Annotated in this window: 20 protein-coding genes; 12 read left to right on the forward strand and 8 right to left on the reverse strand. The window is 66.3% G+C overall.

Features of this window, described 5'->3' with window-relative positions:
- Positions 1-57: 57 nt before the first annotated feature.
- From KY49_RS10610 to acs, 3 genes are all read right to left on the reverse strand, one after another.
- On the reverse strand, positions 58-2073 hold the full coding sequence (locus KY49_RS10610) for a sodium:solute symporter family protein (RefSeq protein WP_010095815.1): 2016 nt from the start codon (positions 2071-2073) through the stop codon (positions 58-60).
- A 3-nt stretch (positions 2074-2076) separates the two neighbouring features.
- Positions 2077-2421 carry a DUF4212 domain-containing protein gene (locus KY49_RS10615; RefSeq protein ID WP_042584463.1) on the reverse strand — a complete coding sequence of 115 codons (345 nt, stop codon included), beginning with the start codon at positions 2419-2421 and terminating at the stop codon, positions 2077-2079.
- A gap of 73 nt (positions 2422-2494) precedes the next feature.
- Complete coding sequence (gene acs, locus KY49_RS10620; RefSeq protein ID WP_042584464.1) at positions 2495-4477, reverse strand: acetate--CoA ligase; 1983 nt, start codon at positions 4475-4477, stop codon at positions 2495-2497.
- A 323-nt stretch (positions 4478-4800) separates the two neighbouring features.
- Between acs and KY49_RS10625 the strand changes: the two genes are divergently transcribed.
- From KY49_RS10625 to KY49_RS10665, 9 genes are all read left to right on the forward strand, one after another.
- Positions 4801-5700 carry a DMT family transporter gene (locus KY49_RS10625; RefSeq protein WP_042584465.1) on the forward strand — a complete coding sequence of 300 codons (900 nt, stop codon included), beginning with the start codon at positions 4801-4803 and terminating at the stop codon, positions 5698-5700.
- Positions 5701-5820: 120 nt separating this feature from the next.
- A complete protein-coding gene (locus tag KY49_RS10630) occupies positions 5821-6471 on the forward strand; it encodes a TIGR00645 family protein (protein WP_042584466.1) in 651 nt (216 codons plus the stop codon).
- Positions 6468-7991 (forward strand): fumarate hydratase, encoded by a 1524-nt coding sequence (locus KY49_RS10635; RefSeq protein WP_010095806.1) that lies wholly within the window; start codon positions 6468-6470, stop codon positions 7989-7991. The genes KY49_RS10630 and KY49_RS10635 overlap by 4 nt, the downstream gene beginning before the upstream one ends.
- Before the next feature lie 174 nt (positions 7992-8165).
- Positions 8166-8642: a bacterioferritin gene (bfr, locus tag KY49_RS10640; protein ID WP_010095804.1), complete on the forward strand. Its 477-nt coding sequence runs from the start codon at positions 8166-8168 to the stop codon at positions 8640-8642.
- A gap of 43 nt (positions 8643-8685) precedes the next feature.
- Positions 8686-9546: a glutamate racemase gene (gene murI, locus KY49_RS10645; protein WP_042584467.1), complete on the forward strand. Its 861-nt coding sequence runs from the start codon at positions 8686-8688 to the stop codon at positions 9544-9546.
- 155 nt (positions 9547-9701) lie between these two features.
- On the forward strand, positions 9702-9938 hold the full coding sequence (locus KY49_RS10650; RefSeq protein ID WP_010090012.1) for a (2Fe-2S)-binding protein: 237 nt from the start codon (positions 9702-9704) through the stop codon (positions 9936-9938).
- Positions 9939-10154: 216 nt separating this feature from the next.
- Positions 10155-10892, forward strand: coding sequence for an energy transducer TonB (locus KY49_RS10655; protein WP_042584468.1), 738 nt, complete (start codon positions 10155-10157; stop codon positions 10890-10892).
- 35 nt (positions 10893-10927) lie between these two features.
- A complete protein-coding gene (locus tag KY49_RS10660) occupies positions 10928-11659 on the forward strand; it encodes a MotA/TolQ/ExbB proton channel family protein (protein WP_042584469.1) in 732 nt (243 codons plus the stop codon).
- Between the two features lie 13 nt (positions 11660-11672).
- Positions 11673-12101: an ExbD/TolR family protein gene (locus KY49_RS10665; protein WP_042584470.1), complete on the forward strand. Its 429-nt coding sequence runs from the start codon at positions 11673-11675 to the stop codon at positions 12099-12101.
- 379 nt (positions 12102-12480) lie between these two features.
- On the opposite strand, the gene KY49_RS10670 is transcribed toward KY49_RS10665, so the two are convergent.
- A complete protein-coding gene (locus KY49_RS10670; protein ID WP_042584678.1) occupies positions 12481-13452 on the reverse strand; it encodes a LysR family transcriptional regulator in 972 nt (323 codons plus the stop codon).
- Between the two features lie 121 nt (positions 13453-13573).
- Here KY49_RS10670 and KY49_RS10675 point away from each other — a divergent pair, with 121 nt between their 5' ends.
- The 3 genes from KY49_RS10675 to hemP all read left to right on the forward strand — a co-directional run bounded on the left by KY49_RS10675 (position 13574) and on the right by hemP (position 15421).
- Positions 13574-14446 carry a pirin family protein gene (locus KY49_RS10675; RefSeq protein ID WP_042584471.1) on the forward strand — a complete coding sequence of 291 codons (873 nt, stop codon included), beginning with the start codon at positions 13574-13576 and terminating at the stop codon, positions 14444-14446.
- A gap of 101 nt (positions 14447-14547) precedes the next feature.
- Positions 14548-15030 (forward strand): SRPBCC family protein, encoded by a 483-nt coding sequence (locus KY49_RS10680; protein WP_010090020.1) that lies wholly within the window; start codon positions 14548-14550, stop codon positions 15028-15030.
- A gap of 142 nt (positions 15031-15172) precedes the next feature.
- The gene (gene hemP, locus KY49_RS10685) at positions 15173-15421 is read left to right on the forward strand and encodes a hemin uptake protein HemP (protein WP_042584472.1); all 249 of its coding nucleotides are present in this window, start codon (positions 15173-15175) and stop codon (positions 15419-15421) included.
- 252 nt (positions 15422-15673) lie between these two features.
- Here hemP and KY49_RS10690 read toward each other — a convergent pair whose 3' ends face one another.
- From KY49_RS10690 to KY49_RS10705, 4 genes are read right to left on the reverse strand one after another with little or no spacing between them, the layout of a single operon-like run.
- On the reverse strand, positions 15674-17080 hold the full coding sequence (locus KY49_RS10690; RefSeq protein WP_042584473.1) for a 4Fe-4S binding protein: 1407 nt from the start codon (positions 17078-17080) through the stop codon (positions 15674-15676).
- The gene (locus tag KY49_RS10695) at positions 17077-17919 is read right to left on the reverse strand and encodes an FTR1 family iron permease (protein ID WP_042584474.1); all 843 of its coding nucleotides are present in this window, start codon (positions 17917-17919) and stop codon (positions 17077-17079) included. Before KY49_RS10695 ends, KY49_RS10690 begins: the two co-directional genes overlap by 4 nt.
- A gap of 55 nt (positions 17920-17974) precedes the next feature.
- Positions 17975-18307, reverse strand: a complete 333-nt coding sequence (locus KY49_RS10700) for a cupredoxin domain-containing protein (RefSeq protein WP_042584475.1) — start codon at positions 18305-18307, stop codon at positions 17975-17977.
- Positions 18308-18363: 56 nt separating this feature from the next.
- Positions 18364-18915 carry an iron transporter gene (locus KY49_RS10705; protein ID WP_029226248.1) on the reverse strand — a complete coding sequence of 184 codons (552 nt, stop codon included), beginning with the start codon at positions 18913-18915 and terminating at the stop codon, positions 18364-18366.
- Positions 18916-19096 lie beyond the last annotated feature (181 nt).

Raw genomic sequence — 19096 nt, forward strand, 5'->3', positions numbered from 1 at the left:
AAGAGCGAGAGTATAGCAAACTCTTGCGGCGCCCCGCCACTCCCTCGTGCACACCCGTCACGGATGGCGAATGTAGTCGACGAGCGCACGCGTGTAATCGTCCGGCCGGCGGTCGAGCAGGCTGACGACGATCGCGACCGCAAACCCCGCCGGCACGCCGAACACGCCCGAGCTGATCGGCTCGATCCCGAACCACGTCGGCCCAGCGAAGCCGGTCAGCTGCGCGAAGTACGGATACGTCGACACGATGTAATACACGCACACCACGAGCCCCGTCACCATCCCGGCGATCGCGCCGCGCGTCGTCGTGCGCTTCCAGAACACGCCCAGCACGAGCACCGGAAAGAAACTCGACGCCGCGAGCGAGAACGCCGCGCCGACGAGGAACAGGATCTTCCCCGTATTGAGCGACGCGACATACGACGCGAACAGCGCGACCCCGAGCAGCAGCACCTTCGAGATCGTCACCCGCCGCTGGCTCGACGCGTCGGGCGCGACCATGTGGTAGTAGATGTCGTGCGACAGCGCGTTCGCGATCGTCAGCAGCAGGCCGTCCGCGGTCGACAGCGCGGCCGCGAGCGCACCCGCCGCGATCAGCCCCGACACGACGTACGGCAGCCCGGCGATTTCCGGCGCGGCCAGCACGACCATGTCCGGCTGCATCTGGATTTCGGACCAGTGCACGATGCCGTCGCGAATCTCGTCGACGACGCCGATCAGGTCCGGCTCGAAGTGATGCCACTGCGTGACCCACGCCGGCAGCGCCGCGAACGGCCGCCCGACGAGGTTCGCGAGGATCTCGTACTTGATCATCACCGCGAGCACCGGCACGCTCAGATAGAACAGCGCGATGAAGAACAGCGTCCAGCCGACCGAACGGCGCGCGGACGCGACCGACGTCGTCGTGTTGTAGCGCGTCAGGATGTGCGGCAGGCTCGCGGTGCCGAGCGACAGGCACAGCAGCAGCGCGAGGAAGTTCCGTTCACGCGGCCGCCGCTCGTCGTCGCTCGCCGCCGGAAACGGCTCGTGCATCGGCACCGGCGGCGCCGCGCGCGCGAGCAGGTCGTCGCGCGCCTGCGACCACACCACGCGCGCCGCCGCCGGGTCGCGCGGGAACTCCGCGAGCGCGCGCTCGCGCTGGCTGATCTCGCGCAGCGGCCCGTTGTGGCGGCGCAGGTCGGCCAGCTGGTCGACGAGCCGCCCCCGCTCCTGCGCATACGACGCGGGCAGCCGGTCGAGCTGCGTCTGGATGTGCGCGGCCTGCCGGCGATAGGCGTCGCGCACCCGCTGCTCGTCGCGCGAATCGCGCACCTGCGCTTCGCGCGCGGCGACGCGCTCCATCAACTGCCCGTAGCCGAATTGCGGCACCGGCCCGAGCCCGTTCTTCATCGCGATCAGCGACACGGGAATCAGGATCGCGCTGATCAGGATGATGTACTGCGCGACCTGCGTCCACGTCACCGCGCGCATCCCGCCGAGGAACGAGCAGACGAGTATGCCCGCGAGCCCGCAGAAGATGCCGATCGCGAAATCGACGCCGATGAAGCGCGTCGCGATCAGCCCGATGCCCTGGATCTGCGCGACCAGATAGACGAACGAGCACAGGATCGCCGCGCCCGCCGCGAGCGCGCGCACCGCGGTGCTCGAGAAGCGCGTGCCGAGAAAGTCGGGAATCGTGTAGCGGGCGAGCTTGCGCACGTACGGCGCGAGCAGGAACGCGACGAGGCAGAAGCCGCCGGTCCAGCCCATCAGGTACGCGAGCGCGTCGTAGCCGGTCGCGTACAGCGATCCGGCGAGGCCGATGAACGACGCGGCCGACAGCCAGTCGGCGGCGGTCGCCATCCCGTTGAACGCGGACGGCACGCGCCGCCCGGCGACGTAGTACTCGACGAGGTCGGACGTGCGCGACAGCAGCCCGATCACCGCATAGACGGCGATCGGCACGAACAGGAACACGTAGCCGATCCACACGCCGGAACCGGCCGCGCGCTCGATCCGGCCCAGCAGCAGCACGAACCCGAGAAAGCCGAGCGTGTACAGCGCATACGCGCGGATCAGGCGACGCGTCAGCATCCGTCAGCGCCCGCCACGCGTGTCGCCGGCCTGCGCCGCGTACGCGTCGTACGTGCGGCGCAGGATGCGGTCGGCGCGTTGCATCAGCCCGATGTAGATCACGATCAGCACGAGATAGACGAGGATCGCGCCTTGCGCGCCGACGTAGAACGGCAGGCTGAACCCGGCGAAATGCACACCCGCGAGCGCGGGCGCGAAGAACGGAACGACGAACGACACCGCGAAGCCGGTCGCCATCAGCACGGCGATCAGCGCGACGTTGAAGCGCCAGTAGCGCGCATGCGCGCGCGCGAGCGGCGCGGGAACGGGCGGCGGCGCGACAGGCGCGGGACGGGACGGAGCGGTCATGCCCTTGTGTAGCAAAAAGCCCCTGCGCGGGCAATCGGGATTGCCGCGCAGGAGCGCATGCCGCGGCGCCGGGTCAGCGCACTTCGGCGAGCTGGTCGAGGATCGCGGGGTTCTCGAGCGTCGACGTATCCTGCGTGATCGTCTCGCCCTTCGCGAGCGAGCGCAGCAGGCGGCGCATGATCTTGCCGGAGCGCGTCTTCGGCAGGTTGTCGCCGAAGCGGATGTCCTTCGGCTTCGCGATCGGCCCGATCTGCTTGCCGACCCAGTCGCGCAGCTCCTTCGCGAGCTTCGCGGCCTCTTCGCCTTCCGGACGCGCACGCTTGAGCACGACGAACGCGACGACCGCCTCGCCCGTCGTCTCGTCCGGACGCCCGACCACGGCCGCCTCGGCGACGAGCTCGTGCGCGACCAGCGCCGACTCGATCTCCATCGTGCCGAGCCGGTGGCCCGACACGTTCAGCACGTCGTCGATCCGGCCCATGATCGTGAAGTAGCCGGTGCCCTTGTCGCGCACGGTGCCGTCACCGGCGAGATAGAGCCGGCCGCCGAGCTCGTCGGGGTAGTAGCTTTTCTTGAAACGCTCCGGGTCGCCCCAGATCGTGCGGATCATCGACGGCCACGGGCGCTTGACGACCAGAATCCCGCCCTGCCCGTTCGGCACGTCCTGCCCCGTCTCGTCGACCACGGCCGCGATGATGCCCGGCAGCGGCAGCGTGCACGAGCCCGGCACGGTGGGCGTCGCGCCCGGCAGCGGCGAGATCATGTGGCCGCCCGTCTCGGTCTGCCACCACGTGTCGACGATCGGGCAACGCTCCTGGCCGACGTGCTTGTGATACCACATCCACGCTTCCGGGTTGATCGGCTCGCCGACCGTGCCGATGATGCGCAGGCTCGACAGGTCGTAGCTCTTCGGATGGACCTTGTCGTCGGCCTCGGCCGCCTTGATCAGCGAACGGATCGCGGTCGGCGCGGTGTAGAACACGCTGACGTGGTGATCCGCGATCATCTTCCAGAAGCGTCCGGCGTCCGGATAGGTCGGCACGCCCTCGAACACGACCTGCGTCGCGCCGCACGCGAGCGGGCCGTACGTGATGTACGTGTGGCCGGTGATCCAGCCGATGTCGGCGGTGCACCAGAACACGTCGGCGGGCTTCCAGTCGAACGCCCACTTCATCGTCAGCGCGGCCCACAGCAGATAGCCGCCGGTGCTGTGCTGCACGCCCTTGGGCTTGCCGGTCGAGCCCGACGTATACAGGATGAACAGCGGATGCTCGGCGCCGACCCATTCCGGCTCGCACGTATCGGCAACGCCTGCGGTCAGCTCGTGCATCCACAGGTCGCGGTCCGCATGCCAGTCGATCTTGCCGCCGGTGCGGCGATAGACGATCACGCTCTTCACGGCGTCGCAGCCGCCCATCGCGAGCGCCTCGTCGGCGATGCTCTTGAGCGGCAGCGTCTTGCCGCCGCGCAGCTGCTCGTCGGCGGTGACGAGCGCGCTTGCGCCGACGTCGACGAGCCGTTCGTTGAGCGACTTCGCGGAGAAGCCGCCGAACACGACCGAATGCGTCGCGCCGATGCGCGCGCAGGCCTGCATCGCGACGATCGCCTCGACCGACATCGGCATGTAGATGACGACGCGATCGCCGCGGCCGATGCCGCGCTGCTTCAGCGCGTTCGCGAAGCGCGACACGCGCGCGAGCAGGTCGGCATAGGTGACGCGGGTGACGGCGCCGTCGTCGGCTTCGAAGATCACCGCGACGCGCTCGCCGTTGCCGGCTGCGACGTGGCGGTCGAGGCAGTTGTACGACGCGTTGAGCTCGCCGTCGTCGAACCACTTGTAGAACGGCGCTTCGGACTCGTCGAGCACCTTCGTGAACGGCTTGTGCCACGCGAGCGTGTCGCGGGCCTGGCGGGCCCAGAAGCCTTCGTAATCACGCTCGGCCTCGTCGGCCAGCGCGCGATAGGCTTGCATGCCGGAAATGGCCGCCGCCTTCACGAGCGCCTCGGGCGGCTCAAACTGGCGGCTTTCGTGAAGAACCGATTCAATCGTGGACATCGACTACCCCTTGGTGAACATGAATCCTCTGATTGCCGGCGCGTGTCATGCGCGCCGCGTCTTGATCGGCGCAAGCGCGCCGCTGTCTCCCACCTCACCCGCACGCGGCCCGGGGGCTGCGCGCGATGCTGCGCCGCACCACTTCGCACGACGGCAAGCGCGTGGCCCGGCGCTTCCAAGATAAGCGCGTCAACTTACCCGTCACTTACGGACAAAAACGGACAAATTCGGCGACACCACCGGCGGCACGCCATGCGGCGCGCTTTGCGCTGTTACGACCACGACCCTACAATCCTAACTGAACTCGCCTCACGGATTCCAGCTTGAATCGCTACGCACTTTTCCTCATCGTGTCGATGCTGCTCGTCGGCAGCAACGTCGGCATCGGCAAATCGATCGTCGTCTTCGTTCCCGTCGCCATTCTCGCCACGCTACGCTTCGTGATCGCGATCGGCGTGCTGTGGCCGCTGTTCCGTCCGGTCAAGATGCGCGCGGTCAGGCGCGGCGAATGGCTGAACCTGTTCCTGCAGGCGTTCTTCGGCACCTTCATGTTTACGCTGCTGATGCTGAACGGCGTGCAGCGCACGAGCGCGGTCGCGGCCGGCGTCATCACGAGCACGATCCCCGCCGTCGTCGCGCTGTTCGCATGGCTGATCCTGCGCGAAAAACCGAACGGCCGTGCGCTCGTATCGATCGCGCTGGCGATCGTCGGCGTCGTGACGATCAACTTCGCGAACGGCGGCGCGACCGCGAGCGGCGCGACGGCCGGCTCGCTGAGGGGCAACCTGCTGATGCTCGGCGCGGTGTGCTGCGAGTCGATCTACGTGATCCTGTCGCGCCGCCTCACGCAGACGCTCGCGCCGATCGACATTTGCGCATACACCCACCTGTTCGGCCTGCTGCTGATGCTGCCGCTCGGCGCGGGCGCGATGTGGCATTTCAATTACGCGAGCGTGCCGGCGAGCATCTGGGCGCTCGTCGTCTGGTACGGCCTGTCGGCCAGCATCTTCTCGTTCTGGATGTGGATGAAGGGCATCCGCCACGTGCCGGGCAGCCTCGCCGGCGTGTTCAGCGCGGTGCTGCCGGTCGCCGCGGCCGTCTACGGGATCGCGTTCCTCGGCGAACGGCCGACGCTCGCGCACGGCTTCGCGCTCGCGTGCGTCGTCACCGGCATCGTGCTCGCGAGCCTGCGCGTGAAACGCACGCCGCCCGTCACGCCCTGATCCGTCCCCGGCGCCCCGCCCGGCCGCGGGGCGCGTCGCTGCAGCCGAACAGGCCGACGCGCTACAATAGCGCGCCTTTCCGAATTACTACCCCCCGATACACGCCCCCGTTCGCCCATCATGTCCGCCTCGCAGACCGACCCGCATTCGCCCGTCCGTCCCGTCGTCCGCCGCATGCGTCCGCTGCCCAGACTGATCTTCATGAGCCGCTGGCTCCAGGTTCCGCTGTATCTCGGCCTGATCGTCGCGCAGGGCGTCTATGCGTTCCTGTTCCTGCACGAGGTATGGCACCTGCTGTCGCACGCGGCCAGCCTCGACGAGATCGGCGTGATGCTCGCGGTGCTCGGCCTGATCGACGTGGTGATGATCTCGAACCTGCTGATCATGGTGATCGTCGGCGGCTACGAGACGTTCGTGTCGCGGCTCGGCGTCGAGGGGCATCCGGACGAGCCTGAATGGCTCGACCACGTGAACGCGGGCGTGCTGAAGGTCAAGCTGTCGATGGCGCTGATCAGCATTTCGTCGATCCACCTGCTGAAGACCTTCATCAACCCGGACCAGCACACCACCCACGCGATCATGTGGCAGGTGCTGATCCACGTGTCGTTCCTCGTGTCGGCGCTCGTGATGGCGTGGGTCGACCGCCTGACGACCCACACGCATCCCGCGCATTTCCACGAGACGCGCGCCCCAGCCGCCGCGTCCCGCAAGCCGGCGGAACATGCCGCCGGCAACGCATTCCCCACAGTCCTCACAGAGTCTCAGCCATGACCGTCATCAAACAGGAAGACCTGATCCAGAGCATCGCGGATTCGCTGCAGTACATCAGCTATTACCACCCGCTCGACTACATCCAGGCCCTCGGCCGCGCGTACGAGCTCGAGGAAAGCCCGGCCGCGAAGGACGCGATCGCGCAGATCCTCACGAACAGCCGCATGTGCGCGGAAGGCCGCCGCCCGATCTGCCAGGACACGGGGATCGTCACGGTGTTCGTGAAGGTCGGCATGGACGTGCGCTGGGACGGCGCGACGATGGGCGTCACCGACATGATCAACGAAGGCGTGCGCCGCGGCTACACGCATCCGGACAACGTGCTGCGCGCGTCGATCGTCAATCCGCCCGAAGGCGGCCGCAAGAACACGAAGGACAACACGCCGGCGGTGATCCACTACGAGATCGTGCCGGGCGACAAGGTCGACGTGCAGGTCGCCGCGAAGGGCGGCGGCTCGGAGAACAAGTCGAAGTTCGTGATGCTGAACCCGTCGGACTCGATCGTCGACTGGGTGCTGAAGACCGTGCCGACGATGGGCGCGGGCTGGTGCCCGCCGGGCATGCTCGGCATCGGCATCGGCGGCACCGCCGAGAAGGCGATGGTGATGGCGAAGGAATCGCTGATGGAGCCGATCGACATCCAGGAGATCATCGCGCGCGGCCCGAAGGACTGGGTCGAAGAGCTGCGCGTCGAGCTGCACGAGAAGGTCAACGCGCTCGGCATCGGCGCGCAGGGCCTCGGCGGCCTCGCGACCGTGCTCGACGTGAAGATCATGGCCGCGCCGACGCATGCGGCGTCGAAGCCGGTCGCGATGATCCCGAACTGCGCGGCGACGCGCCACGCGCACTTCGTGCTCGACGGCTCGGGCCCGGCGAAGCTCGAGGCGCCGTCGCTCGACGCATGGCCGAAGGTCCAGTGGGAACCGAACACGGAAACCAGCAAGCGCGTCGACCTGAACACGCTGACGCCGGAAGAAGTCGCGAGCTGGACGCCGGGCCAGACGCTGCTGCTGTCGGGCAAGATGCTGACGGGCCGCGACGCGGCGCACAAGCGCATCGCCGACATGCTCGCGAAGGGCGAGAAGCTGCCGGTCGACTTCACGAATCGCGTGATCTACTACGTCGGCCCGGTCGATCCGGTGCGTGACGAAGTGGTCGGCCCGGCCGGCCCGACGACGGCCACGCGGATGGACAAGTTCACCGAGACGATGCTCGCGCAGACGGGCCTCATCTCGATGGTGGGCAAGGCCGAACGCGGCCCGGTCGCGATCGACGCGATCAAGAAGCACAAGGCGGCCTACCTGATGGCGGTCGGCGGTGCGGCGTACCTGGTGTCGAAGGCGATCCGAGGCGCGAAGGTGCTCGCGTTCGAAGACCTCGGCATGGAAGCGATCTACGAGTTCGACGTGCAGGACATGCCGGTGACGGTTGCCGTCGATTCGTCGGGCACGTCGGTGCACCAGACCGGTCCGAAGGAGTGGCAGGCGAAGATCGGCAAGATCCCGGTCGCCGCAGCGTAAGCGCGGACGCCCGAAAGGCCGGACACCTGTCCGGCCTCGGCGGCCCCACCTTTTTGCTTCTCATTCTCATCCCGCTGCGTTGGCCACTCGGACGAGCGCCGGAAACTTGGCATTTCGCTTTCGAGCGATTATCGTTCGGGTTCTGAAGCCCCACCATCAAGAAGGACACAAGCCATGCAAGGCGACAAGAAAGTCATCGAATACCTGAACGCCCAGTTGAAGAACGAGCTGACGGCGATCAACCAGTACTTCCTGCATGCCCGCATGTACAAGCACTGGGGACTCGAGAAGCTCGGCAAGCACGAATACGACGAGTCGATCGGCGAGATGAAGCATGCGGACTGGCTCATCGAGCGCGTGTTCATGCTCGACGGCCTGCCGAACCTGCAGGATCTGCACAAGCTGCTCGTCGGCGAGGAGACCGAAGAGATCCTGAAGTGCGACCTGAAGCTCGAGCAGATCTCGCAGGCGACCTGCAAGGAAGCGATCGCCTATTGCGAGTCGGTTCGTGACTACGTGTCGCGCGAAATCTTCGAAAAGATCCTCGACGACACCGAAGAGCACATCGACTGGCTGGAAACGCAGATCGACCTGATCGGCAAGGTCGGCATCCAGAACTACCAGCAGACGATGATGGGTTCGCCCGAGTAAGCGCATTCTCCCGCCCTTCCCCGCCATTGCAGACTGCCTGAGCATGTCGACGCCTTCCGTCATCGCCGCGACGGCCGCCGCGGGCGCGCCCGTCGGCGTCTTCGATTCCGGGCTGGGCGGCCTGTCGGTGCTGCGCGCCGTGCGCGCGCAACTGCCCGACGAATCGTTCGTCTACGTCGCCGATTCGCGCAACGCGCCCTACGGCCCGCGCGACGAGGCGTTCATCACGGAGCGCACGCTGGCGATCGGCGAATGGCTCGCGCGCGAGGGCGCGAAAGCGCTGGTCGTCGCGTGCAACACCGCGACGGCGCAGTCGATCGCGGCCATTCGCGAACGTCTCGCGATCCCGCTCGTCGGCGTCGAGCCGGGCATCAAGCCCGCGGCAGCCTTGTCCGCGAGCGGCATCGCGGGCGTCCTCGCGACCCAGTCGACGCTCGCCAGCGCGCGCTTCCAGGCGCTGCTCGACCGCTACGGCGCCGGCCGCCGCTTCATCTGCCAGCCCGGGCACGGGCTCGTCGAGGCGGTCGAACGCGGCGACACGCACTCGCCTGCGCTGCGCGCGCTGCTCGACGGCTACCTGCAGCCGATGCTCGATGCCGGCGCAGATACCCTCGTGCTCGGCTGCACGCACTACCCGTTCTTCACGGAAACGATTCGTGACCTTGTCGGCGACCGCCTGACGATCGTCGACACCAGCGACGCGATCGCCCGCCAGCTCGCGCGCGTCCTCGACGAACGCGGCCTGCGCGCGCCGGCCGGCACCCGTGCCGCGCCGCCGCGCTTCTGCTCGACCAGCGACGGCCGGCAGCTGCGCGCGCTCGCGTCGACCCTGCTCGGTCTCGACGCGCCGGTCGAATCCGTCGCCATTTCCTCGCCGAACGCACACGCTTGCACGGCCGCCTGATGCCCTCATCCGGCCCCCTTCTCCGTCAGCAACCCCTCTAAGTCAGCAACCCCTCTAAGGGTCTGGTTTTGTTACAAAAAAGCCGGATGCGGGCTTGTCAACGCCAGCAAATTTAATGATAATAATTCGCATTAACGTTAGCTATCGCACTCATCATGATCGTCTGCGTGTGCAAGTCTGTATCCGATCGCACGATTCGCGCATCCCTCGCGGAAGGCGTGGATTCCTTCGATGAACTCCAGTTCGAACTCGGCGTGGCCACCTGCTGCGGCAAGTGCGAGGAGTCCGTGCGGGACATCATGGCCGAGCAAGGCGTCTGCGCGAGCCGGTGCGGTGTCGAGCATCATGCTCACCCGATTCCCGTGACGTTCTACGAGCGCAAGGCGGCCTGACCCGCGCCGAGTGCGCGTGCGGCCTAGGCCGCATTTTTTGTTTTACCCGTCAGCAAGCCGGCATCAGCGCGAGCCAACGGCCTACCTGTCAAGGAGCCTGTCATGGAATTGCTGATCGGATTTGTTACCACCGTGTGCATCTCGTTGCTGATCTTCCGCAAGTGATGCTGCGTCACCCGCTGCACGTCGCGTGCGGCGCCGTTCTTTCAAGCTAACATGCAGGCTTCGCATTCCGCTCCAGCCGGCGCCTGGCCGGCGGCCCCCCGTATGAATCCCCGAGTGATCGCCGCCGCGGTCGGCGTGCTCGCCGCGCACGCGGTCCTGCTGACCGCGGCCTGGCTCCATCGCAACGCACCGCCGGCGAAAAACGTCGAGGTCCAGTCGATCACCGCGCAACTGATCACGCCTGCGCCGATCGCGCAGCAGGTCGCGGCCGAGTCGATCCCGCAACCGGCCCCGCCGAAGCCCACGCCGCGCGTGAAGCCCAAGGTCGAGCCGAAGCCAGTGCCGAAGGTGTCGAAGCCGACGCCGCAGCCGGTTGCGCCGTCGCCCGTGCCGTCGCCGACACCCGCCCCCGCGGCCGACCCGACGCCTGCGCCCGCGCCTGCCGCACCGGCTGCCGCCGCGCCGTCGGCCGCGCCCGGCCCCGCGCGCGAGACGATGGACGTCAGCGCGCCGAAGAATGTCCCGACGCTCCAATGCGCGTTCGTGAAGCCCGACTATCCGTCGATGTCGCGCCGCCGCGGCGAATCGGGCACCGCGTACGTGCATTTCGTCGTCGGCGTGACGGGCAAGGTCGAGAGCGTCGAGCTGCAGAAGAGCAGCGGCTATCCGCGCCTCGACGAGGCCGCCCTCGCCGCGATGCGCGCGTCGACGTGCCGTCCCTATATCGAGAACGGTCAGGCGATCCGCGCTGCCCGTACCCAGCCCTACAATTTCGGGCTCACCGACTAACACTGCCTCATCCGGAAGATTCGAAAGGAATAAAAATGCAAAGCTACGGTATCGCGCACGTCTGGGCGCAAGGTGATTTCGTCACACGCTTCATCGCAGTCGCGTTGCTCGTGATGTCGGTCCTGTCGTGGATGGTGATCGTCATCAAGGGCTGGAACGTGATTCGCCTGAACCGCCTCACGAAGAACGCCGAGCAGGCGTTCTGGCATTCGGACGACTTCGACGACGGCATCAAGAAGCTCGGCCAGGCCGCGTCGACGCCGAGCGACAACCCGTTCCTCGCGCTCGCGCTCGCCGGCAAGGAAGCCGCCGACCATCATCACCAGACGCAGCCGCATCTGCATGACCGGATGGACGTGTCCGACTGGATCACGCGCTGCCTGAAGGACACGATGGACGAAGGCATCGCGCGCATGCAGGGCGGCCTCGCGATCCTCGCGTCGATCGGCAGCACCGCCCCGTTCGTCGGGCTGTTCGGCACGGTCTGGGGGATCTACCACGCGCTGCTCGTGATCGGCGCGACCGGCCAGACGTCGATCGACCAGGTGGCGGGCCCGGTCGGCGAATCGCTGATCATGACGGCCTTCGGCCTGTTCGTCGCGATTCCGGCGGTGCTCGGCTACAACGCACTCACCCGCGCGAACAAGGGCGTCGTCAGCAAGCTGCGCCGCTTCGCGCACGGCCTGCATGCGTACTTCGTGACGGGCGCGCGTCTCGCGTCGTCGTCCACTCGCGACGGCCTGCGTCTCGCGGCCCGCGCCAGCTGAAGCGGGGTGAACGATGGCAATGAACACCGGTTTCAGCGACGATGACGACGACAGCGTGATGAGCGAGATCAACATGACGCCACTCGTCGACGTCATGCTCGTACTCCTGATCATTTTCCTGGTGACGATCCCGGCGATGCAGCACGCCGTGAAGATCGACCTTCCGCATGCGAGCAGCCAGCCGGTCGAAGACAAGCCGCAGACCGTCGACGTCGCGATCCAGGGCAACGGCACGATCCTGTGGGACGATCAGACGGTGACGCGCGAACAGCTGCAGGCGCGCATTGCCGAGGCCGCGCAACGCAAGCCGCAACCCGAGTTGCACCTGCGCGCGGATCGCAAGGTCGCCTACGAGCGGGTGGCCGAGGTGATGTCCGATGCGCAGGCCGGCGGCCTGACGAAGCTCGGCTTCGTGACGGAGCCAAAGGCAAAATCAAAGTAACCGCGCGTTGTGACCCTCGCCGGCCGCGCCTAGCCGGCCGCACCTCGCCGGCCGCGCCCAAAAGTAAAAGGCCTTCATCGCCAGATGAAGGCCTTTTTTCATGCGCACGCGGGCGCCTTCGGGCGGCGGGCTCTTCGGCGGTATCGGTTGCGCCTCGAGCAACGCAAATGCGGCTACCGTGGTCTGCACGGACTGCGCTTCCTGCCCTATCTGGCTCGCAACATATGCGGCCACCGTCTTCCGCTCAGAACATCCTTCGCGAAATGGGATTCCAATATAGGCCCGCCGGCGCGCGCATTCAAGACTTCACCGATTGAAACTTGCGATTGCAAGCGACGCTTCAATGACAAAACAAATTTGCAGTGCTTGAAGGTCCGTGTCACGCGGCCGATGCATCCTCCGCCATCTGTTTCGCACGCTCCGGGCAGCCCGGCTGCTGATATTTCCCGTGGTCGAGCTTCTCGACCAGATAGTCGACGAACGAGCGCACCGCCGGCGGCATCCCCTGCCGCGAAACGAACACCGCATAAAGCTGCGGCACCGGCAGCGTCCAGCCCGGCATCACCGGCGAAAGCTGCCCGGCGCGCAGCGCGTTGCCGTACATCATTTCCGGCAGCGCCGCGATCCCGACGCCGTCGAGCACGGCCTCGCGGATCGTCATCAGGTCGGCCGTCACGAGGCGCGGATCGTGTTCGTGTACGTGCTTCGTCCCGTCCGGCGCGATCAGGTTGAACACGTGCCGCCCGTCGACGCTCGGCGTATCGAGCGTCTCGAAATGGGCGAGATCATCCGGCACCAGCGGCGGCGCGTTCTGGCTCAGAAGGTTCGGCGCGCCGACCAGCATCTGTTCGGTCCGCCACAGCGGCCGCACGATGATGTTCGCGTTCTCCGGCGGCTCGGAGCGCACCCGCAGCGCGACGTCGATCGAATCCTCGAACAGGTCGATCACGCGATTCGTCACGCGAACGTGCACCTTCACTTCCGGGTAGCGATGCAGGAATTCGGGCAGGATCCGCGACAGCATCGTCTGCGACACCGTGACCGGCACGCTGACCCGCACCGAACCGCGCGGCGACGCGCGCAACTGCTGCACCGCGTTCATCGCGGCCTGCGCCTCGGCGAGCATCGCCTGACAGTGCTGATAGAACAGCTCGCCCGCCTCGGTCAGCGCCAGCTTGCGGGTCGAGCGCTGCAGCAGGCGCACGCCCAGCGACGCCTCGAGCTCGGTCAGGCGCCGCGACAGGCGCGACTTCGAGATCCCCAGCACACGTTCGGCCGCCGAGAAGCCGCCGTGCTCGACGACCTGCGAAAAGTACATCAGGTCGTTCAGGTTATGTGCGTCGATATTCATGTCATCGTTCCAATTCCAGAACAATCCATTGCGAACTGAGCTGAATTAATAGGCAAACCGGCCAATATAATAGCGCTACGTTTCAAAAATGGCGCTATTCCATCTTTCCGAGGCCTGCCGCATGACGACCGATCGCTCCCTTGACCGCACCTACCCCGCCCTTCGCACGACCGAAGGCGGCGGCTTCGTGGTCCACCGGCCGTTTCCGACCCGGCTGCTGATGGATTTCGATCCGTTCCTGCTGCTCGACGAAATGGGCCCGGTCGACTACGGCCCGGACGAGGCCAAAGGCGCGCCCGACCATCCGCATCGCGGCTTCGAGACGGTGACCTACGTGCTCGACGGACGCTTCCGGCACCGCGATTCCGCCGGTCACGCGGGCGCGCTCGGCCCGGGCGACGTGCAGTGGATGACGGCCGGCGCCGGCGTCGTGCACAGCGAGATGCCGGACCCGGCGTTCGCCCGCACCGGCGGCCGCTCGCACGGCTTCCAGCTGTGGGTCAACCTGCCGCGGCGCGACAAGCTGATCGCGCCGCGCTACCAGGAGATCACGGCCGACCGTATTCCCACCGCGACGTCGCCGGACGGCCGCGCACGCGTCCGGGTGATCGCCGGCGAAGCGTTCGGCGTCAAGGCGGCCATCGAGACGCGCACGCCGATCCTCTACCAGCATTTCACGCTCGAACCGGGCGCGACGGTCACTCAACCGGTGCCCGCCGGCTATCGCGTATTCGCGTATCCGATAGCCGGCACCGGCCTCTATGGGCCTGACCGGCAGGCAATCGACGCCCGCCACATGGTCACCTATCGCTGCGACGGCGACGCGGTCACGTTTTCCGCCGGCACGGAGCCGCTCGACCTGCTGCTGATCGGCGGCGTGCCGCTCAACGAGCCGGTCGTGCGCTACGGTCCCTTCGTGATGAGCACCGAGGATGAGATCCGGCAGGCCGTGGCCGACTACCAGAGCGGACGCATGGGCCGCATTGCATCCTGACCGTGTCGATTCGGGGACGCAGGTGCCGCGATCGCGCGGAATTTGCGTCACAATAGGTTCTTGAACCACGTGGCGCCCGCCACCACCAGGAACCCGTCCCCTTGAACTTCGAACACCTGATCCAGATCAACGCCGACGATCCGGCCGTGCCCACCCTGACCCGCGACCAGCTGTGGGAAGGGCTCGTGCTGCGCGCCGAGCAGCCGCAACTGTTCGTGATCGGTCTCGACAGCTGCGTCGTCCACGAACGGACCGAGACGACGCTCGAGCGCGAACTGCACTTCGGCAACGCGACCGTGCGTGACCGCGTGACGTTCACGCCGAACCAGCAAGTCCGCTACGACATCCACGCCGCGGATGGCGAGATCGGCGGCTCGCTGACGATGACGATCGAGGAACGCGAAGACCAGCAGCTCTTCCTGCGTTTCGAGTACCGTACGACGCTGGCTGTCAGCAACGACACCGAAGATGCGCGGCAGACCCACGAGATCGTCAAGGAAGCGTATCGCACGTCGGATATCGACACCGTGCGGCTGATCCGCGAATACGCGCAGGGACGCAAGGATCCCGATCCCCTGCACTGATGCGACGGCGGCCGCCTCATGCGGCCGCCTCTTTGATTCGTCCTATCAGATTCAAGGTTTCGATCAATAAAGAGTTTTGGTAAATGGGAATGGTTATCATTTAGAATTCATTCCATCGCATCGACATTGACCGATCAACCGAATGACCGACACCACTCGCTCGAGCACGCTGACCTTGCGTCGTACCACCGGCGCCCCAGGCGGCAGCCGCCAGAAGACGGCAGCGGTCACGACGCCGGCGAAGCCCGTCGTCACAAGCCGCGACGCCGGCACGCGAGTCGTCAGCAGCGATGCGTTGCTGCAGGGCCGCAGCCACGTCAGCATCGCGCACAACGGGGAAACCTATCAGTTGCGCGCCACGCGGCTCGGCAAGTTGATCCTGACGAAATAGTACGCAGTACAGAGTATTGTGGGGACCACCTCCCTGAGAGGTGTTGGGCATTAGCCAGCGTAACGGCTTGCACGCGAGATCTAGACCCCTTCGTGCAAACACACTCAAGCAGCCGTTGCAGCAAGCCAAGCCACTTTTTTGGTTCTCGCAGCAAAGACAAAAGCGACACGTCGAAGGACGTGTCGCTTTTTCATTTCATGCGCGGCATGCGGCGCGGCGGTCTGCGCACACGCCTGATTCGGTCATCTTTGGTCAGAAACGCGCGAAGCCCCAGAACATCAGCCACCACGCGCTGTCGATGACGGCGAGCGCAACGGCAAACCATGCGAATGCCGCCGCGCGGCGCGGCCAGGCCGCATAACGCCCCGTCACCTGCCACGCCAGCCACGCGCTCCATGCGTTTGCCGCGACCAGGATCGCGATGCGCACGTCCGACGCCCAGCCGAGCGGCACGTGTTCGGCACGCAGCAGCGACAGCGTCGTCGCCGACAGGCCGAGGAACACGCCCGCACCCGCGATCGGGATCAGCGACTGCGCGAGATGGTGGACCCGCACGCGATCGAAGCGGCCCAGCATCAGCGTCGCGCAGGCCAGCACGACGAGCAGCGCCGTGCCGTACACGAGCCCCGTGCCGACGATGTAGCTGACGATGAGCCCGCCGTCGAGCCACGAGAACACGTCGTTGCGTTCCGGATAGTGCGTGAGCAGGAACCACGGCGCGTTGGTTTCGAGCGGCCACGTGATATCGCGATCGATCAGCCAGCCCGCGAGCCATTGCTTGATCTGCACGAACCATGGGCTGACGGTCCAGTGGAACGCGCCGATCGCGACGCCGAGCAGGCCGTACAGGATCAGCGCGGTGTCCCACGGGTTCGCCTGCTGCGCGCCGAGCTTCACGACCTCCTCGGACGGCGAGCGCCACGACAGCGAGATCGCGTCGCGGTGCCCGCTGCAGCGGCCGCACATATGGCACGCCGCCGCGCCCTTCATGTTGCGCAACGGCACGAGCGGCGCGCAATTGATCGGAATCACGCGATGCCCGTGCTCGCCGTTCTTGTACGAACGGCGCCATGCGTCCTCGTCGACCTTGTAGCGCATCGGCGCGAGCCGCGCGAGCAGCCCGAACACGCCGTTGACCGGGCACAGGTACTTGCACCACACGCGCTTCTCGCGGCCGTACAGCACGCCGATCACGATCGCGCCGACGGTCGAGCCGCCGAGCACGAACAGCACCGCCAGCGGATACTGGTACACGCTGACCATCTGCCCGTAGATCGTCGTGAGCCCGAACGCGACGAACGGCCAGCCGCCCCACCGCATCCAGCGCGGAATCGCGCCGCCGCGGCCGAACTTGCTCGCGTATTCGGTGAGCGCGCCCTCCGGACACAGCACGCCGCACCAGACGCGGCCGAGCATCACCATCGACAGCAGCACGAACGGCCACCAGATGCCCCAGAACACGAATTCCGCGGCGAGCGTGAGGTTGCTCCACAGATGCGCGGAATCGTCAGGCAGCGGCATGATCGCCGGCACGATGATGAGAAACGCATAAACGGCCACGACGCCCCACTGGACGCCGCGGATCAGCGCGCCGTGACGCTGCATCCATTGGCCGGCCCGGGCGAGCCAGCCTGGTCTTGCGCCGGCGACGGTACTCATGCGGCGCGCCCCGCGGCCGCGGCCGGACGCCGGCTCGCGCGCTTGAGCAGCAGCCAGACGGCCGCCCAGTAAATCGCGTACGCGATCAGGTTCATCAGCGCCGGATGCGCGCGATAGCCGGTCAGCGTCGCGACCAGCGAACCGAACGTGCCGGAATCGTCGAGGATGGCCGACGTATCCCACACCTGCGACATGCCGAGCGGCAGGATTTCCTTGTCGATCAGCTTGTCGACGCCAGTCTGGAACAGGCCCGCGCCGAGGAATAGCAGCATCACTTCAGTGACGCGGAAGAAATGCCGCCACGAGAAGTACTTGCCGCCGAGCTGCAGCAGATAGAACGTCAGGAACGCGAGACCGAGACCGATCACGACCGCGAGCATCTGGCTGCCGTCGACATGGCCCGACTGGCCGAACCCGAGGCCGTACAGGAAGATCACCGTTTCGCTGCCTTCGCGCGCGATCGCGAGCGCGACCAGCACCGCGACGCCCCACCAGTTCGAATCGCGCGTGCTCTGCTGCAGCGACTGCTCCATGTCGCGCTTCAGCGTGCGGCCGTGCTGGCGCATCCACAGCACCATCTGCACGATCAGCACGCACGCGATGAGCACCATCGCCGTCTGGAAATAGTCCTGCGCGTCGCCGGACAGCACCTCGGTGAACCCGACGAGCGCGGCGCCGAGCCCGACGGCCATCAGCAGCCCGACCGCGACGCCTGTCCACAGATATGGAATACCGCGACGCGCGTCGTCGTCGCCGTTCTTCAGCCACGCATAGAGAATGCCGACGACGAGCAGCGCCTCGACGCTCTCCCGCCAGACGATGAACAAGATCTGACCCATCGATACCTCCCTGACATGCAGGACACTCAAACGCCCGCATGCAGACAAAACTGCATTACTTCGCGACGATCACGCCCTGCGCCTGCTGGTGGAAATCGTCGAAAAACTTGTATTCACCCGGCGAAAGCGGTGCGACGACCACGAACGAGTCGGCGCCCGGCGCGAGCACCTTCTCCTTGCGCAATTGCACGCTTTCGAATTCCGCGGCGCCCTTGCCGGTGTTCCTGATCTCGATCTTGAAGCGCTGGCCGGCCGGCACCTCGATGCGCGCCGGATTCAGCTTGCCGTCCGCCATCTCGAGCTTGAACGTCGGCAGATCGGCGGCCTGCGCGGCGCCGGCGAGCAACAGCGCGGCGGCCGCGACGACGAATTTCTGGGGGAATTTCATTCTGGTTTCTCTACGACGACGGCGCGCCCGAGGCGCGCCGTCCGTTATTCCACCGATCAGTAACCGCCCTTCTTGCCGATGCCGGCGAACGGGAAGTCGTATTCGAGCGTGATGGGCTTGAACCACTGGCCCACGCCGGTTTCCTTGTCGACATGGCGGCCGAAGGCCATGTGGCCCGTCTGCATCGGCGCCTTGACGACCATCGTCAGGTGGTACTTGCCCGGGCCGTTCAGCTTCACGTTGTCGCCGTAGTGCGGGCCGTCGCTCGCGACCATGCCCATCAGGTCGCCTTCCGCCTTCCACTTCGCATCGCCCTGCTTCGTCAGCTTGTAGGTGACCTGCAGGTACGGCATCCAGTCGCCTTCGGCGAAGCCGGTCGGGTTGTTCTTGACCGCATGGATGTCGGCCTCGAGGTGGATGTCCGAATCCGATGCCTTGCGCATCATCCCTTCCGGATCCATCGTGATCGGCTGCAGGTAAACCGCGCCGATTTCCATCCCGCCCTGGATCTGCTGCTTGCCGATCGGATATTCGGCGGCGGATGCCGACATGGCGGCCAGCGCCGCCGCTACCGCAACCGAAGTGCGGATGAACGAAGAACCCAACATGGACACTCCTTGTTTTTATCTGACACAAGTGCGGCCGCCCGGCTGGTCGGCCCACCGACAAACACTAACGCGATGAAGAACGTTAATGCGAACAATTCTCAATAATGGCGAAGTTTAGCACCGAACGCGTACTGGGACAAACCGGCAACCGCGTAAAACCCTGATATGACAAGGCTTACAG

It is taken from the genome of Burkholderia sp. MSHR3999 (assembly GCF_000833595.1).
Lineage (GTDB): Bacteria > Pseudomonadota > Gammaproteobacteria > Burkholderiales > Burkholderiaceae > Burkholderia > Burkholderia ubonensis.

What these genes read in the sequence shown, in the direction of transcription:
- KY49_RS10610 (WP_010095815.1), bottom strand. Translation starts at nt 2,073, where the DNA reads ATGCTGACGCGTCGCCTGATCCGCGCGTATGCGCTGTACACGCTCGGC.
- KY49_RS10615 (WP_042584463.1), bottom strand. Translation starts at nt 2,421, where the DNA reads ATGACCGCTCCGTCCCGTCCCGCGCCTGTCGCGCCGCCGCCCGTTCCC.
- acs (WP_042584464.1), bottom strand. Translation starts at nt 4,477, where the DNA reads ATGTCCACGATTGAATCGGTTCTTCACGAAAGCCGCCAGTTTGAGCCG.
- KY49_RS10630 (WP_042584466.1), top strand. Translation starts at nt 5,821, where the DNA reads ATGTCCGCCTCGCAGACCGACCCGCATTCGCCCGTCCGTCCCGTCGTC.
- KY49_RS10635 (WP_010095806.1), top strand. Translation starts at nt 6,468, where the DNA reads ATGACCGTCATCAAACAGGAAGACCTGATCCAGAGCATCGCGGATTCG.
- bfr (WP_010095804.1), top strand. Translation starts at nt 8,166, where the DNA reads ATGCAAGGCGACAAGAAAGTCATCGAATACCTGAACGCCCAGTTGAAG.
- murI (WP_042584467.1), top strand. Translation starts at nt 8,686, where the DNA reads ATGTCGACGCCTTCCGTCATCGCCGCGACGGCCGCCGCGGGCGCGCCC.
- KY49_RS10650 (WP_010090012.1), top strand. Translation starts at nt 9,702, where the DNA reads ATGATCGTCTGCGTGTGCAAGTCTGTATCCGATCGCACGATTCGCGCA.
- KY49_RS10655 (WP_042584468.1), top strand. Translation starts at nt 10,155, where the DNA reads ATGCAGGCTTCGCATTCCGCTCCAGCCGGCGCCTGGCCGGCGGCCCCC.
- KY49_RS10660 (WP_042584469.1), top strand. Translation starts at nt 10,928, where the DNA reads ATGCAAAGCTACGGTATCGCGCACGTCTGGGCGCAAGGTGATTTCGTC.
- KY49_RS10665 (WP_042584470.1), top strand. Translation starts at nt 11,673, where the DNA reads ATGGCAATGAACACCGGTTTCAGCGACGATGACGACGACAGCGTGATG.
- KY49_RS10670 (WP_042584678.1), bottom strand. Translation starts at nt 13,452, where the DNA reads ATGAATATCGACGCACATAACCTGAACGACCTGATGTACTTTTCGCAG.
- KY49_RS10675 (WP_042584471.1), top strand. Translation starts at nt 13,574, where the DNA reads ATGACGACCGATCGCTCCCTTGACCGCACCTACCCCGCCCTTCGCACG.
- hemP (WP_042584472.1), top strand. Translation starts at nt 15,173, where the DNA reads ATGACCGACACCACTCGCTCGAGCACGCTGACCTTGCGTCGTACCACC.
- KY49_RS10690 (WP_042584473.1), bottom strand. Translation starts at nt 17,080, where the DNA reads ATGAGTACCGTCGCCGGCGCAAGACCAGGCTGGCTCGCCCGGGCCGGC.
- KY49_RS10695 (WP_042584474.1), bottom strand. Translation starts at nt 17,919, where the DNA reads ATGGGTCAGATCTTGTTCATCGTCTGGCGGGAGAGCGTCGAGGCGCTG.
- KY49_RS10700 (WP_042584475.1), bottom strand. Translation starts at nt 18,307, where the DNA reads ATGAAATTCCCCCAGAAATTCGTCGTCGCGGCCGCCGCGCTGTTGCTC.
- KY49_RS10705 (WP_029226248.1), bottom strand. Translation starts at nt 18,915, where the DNA reads ATGTTGGGTTCTTCGTTCATCCGCACTTCGGTTGCGGTAGCGGCGGCG.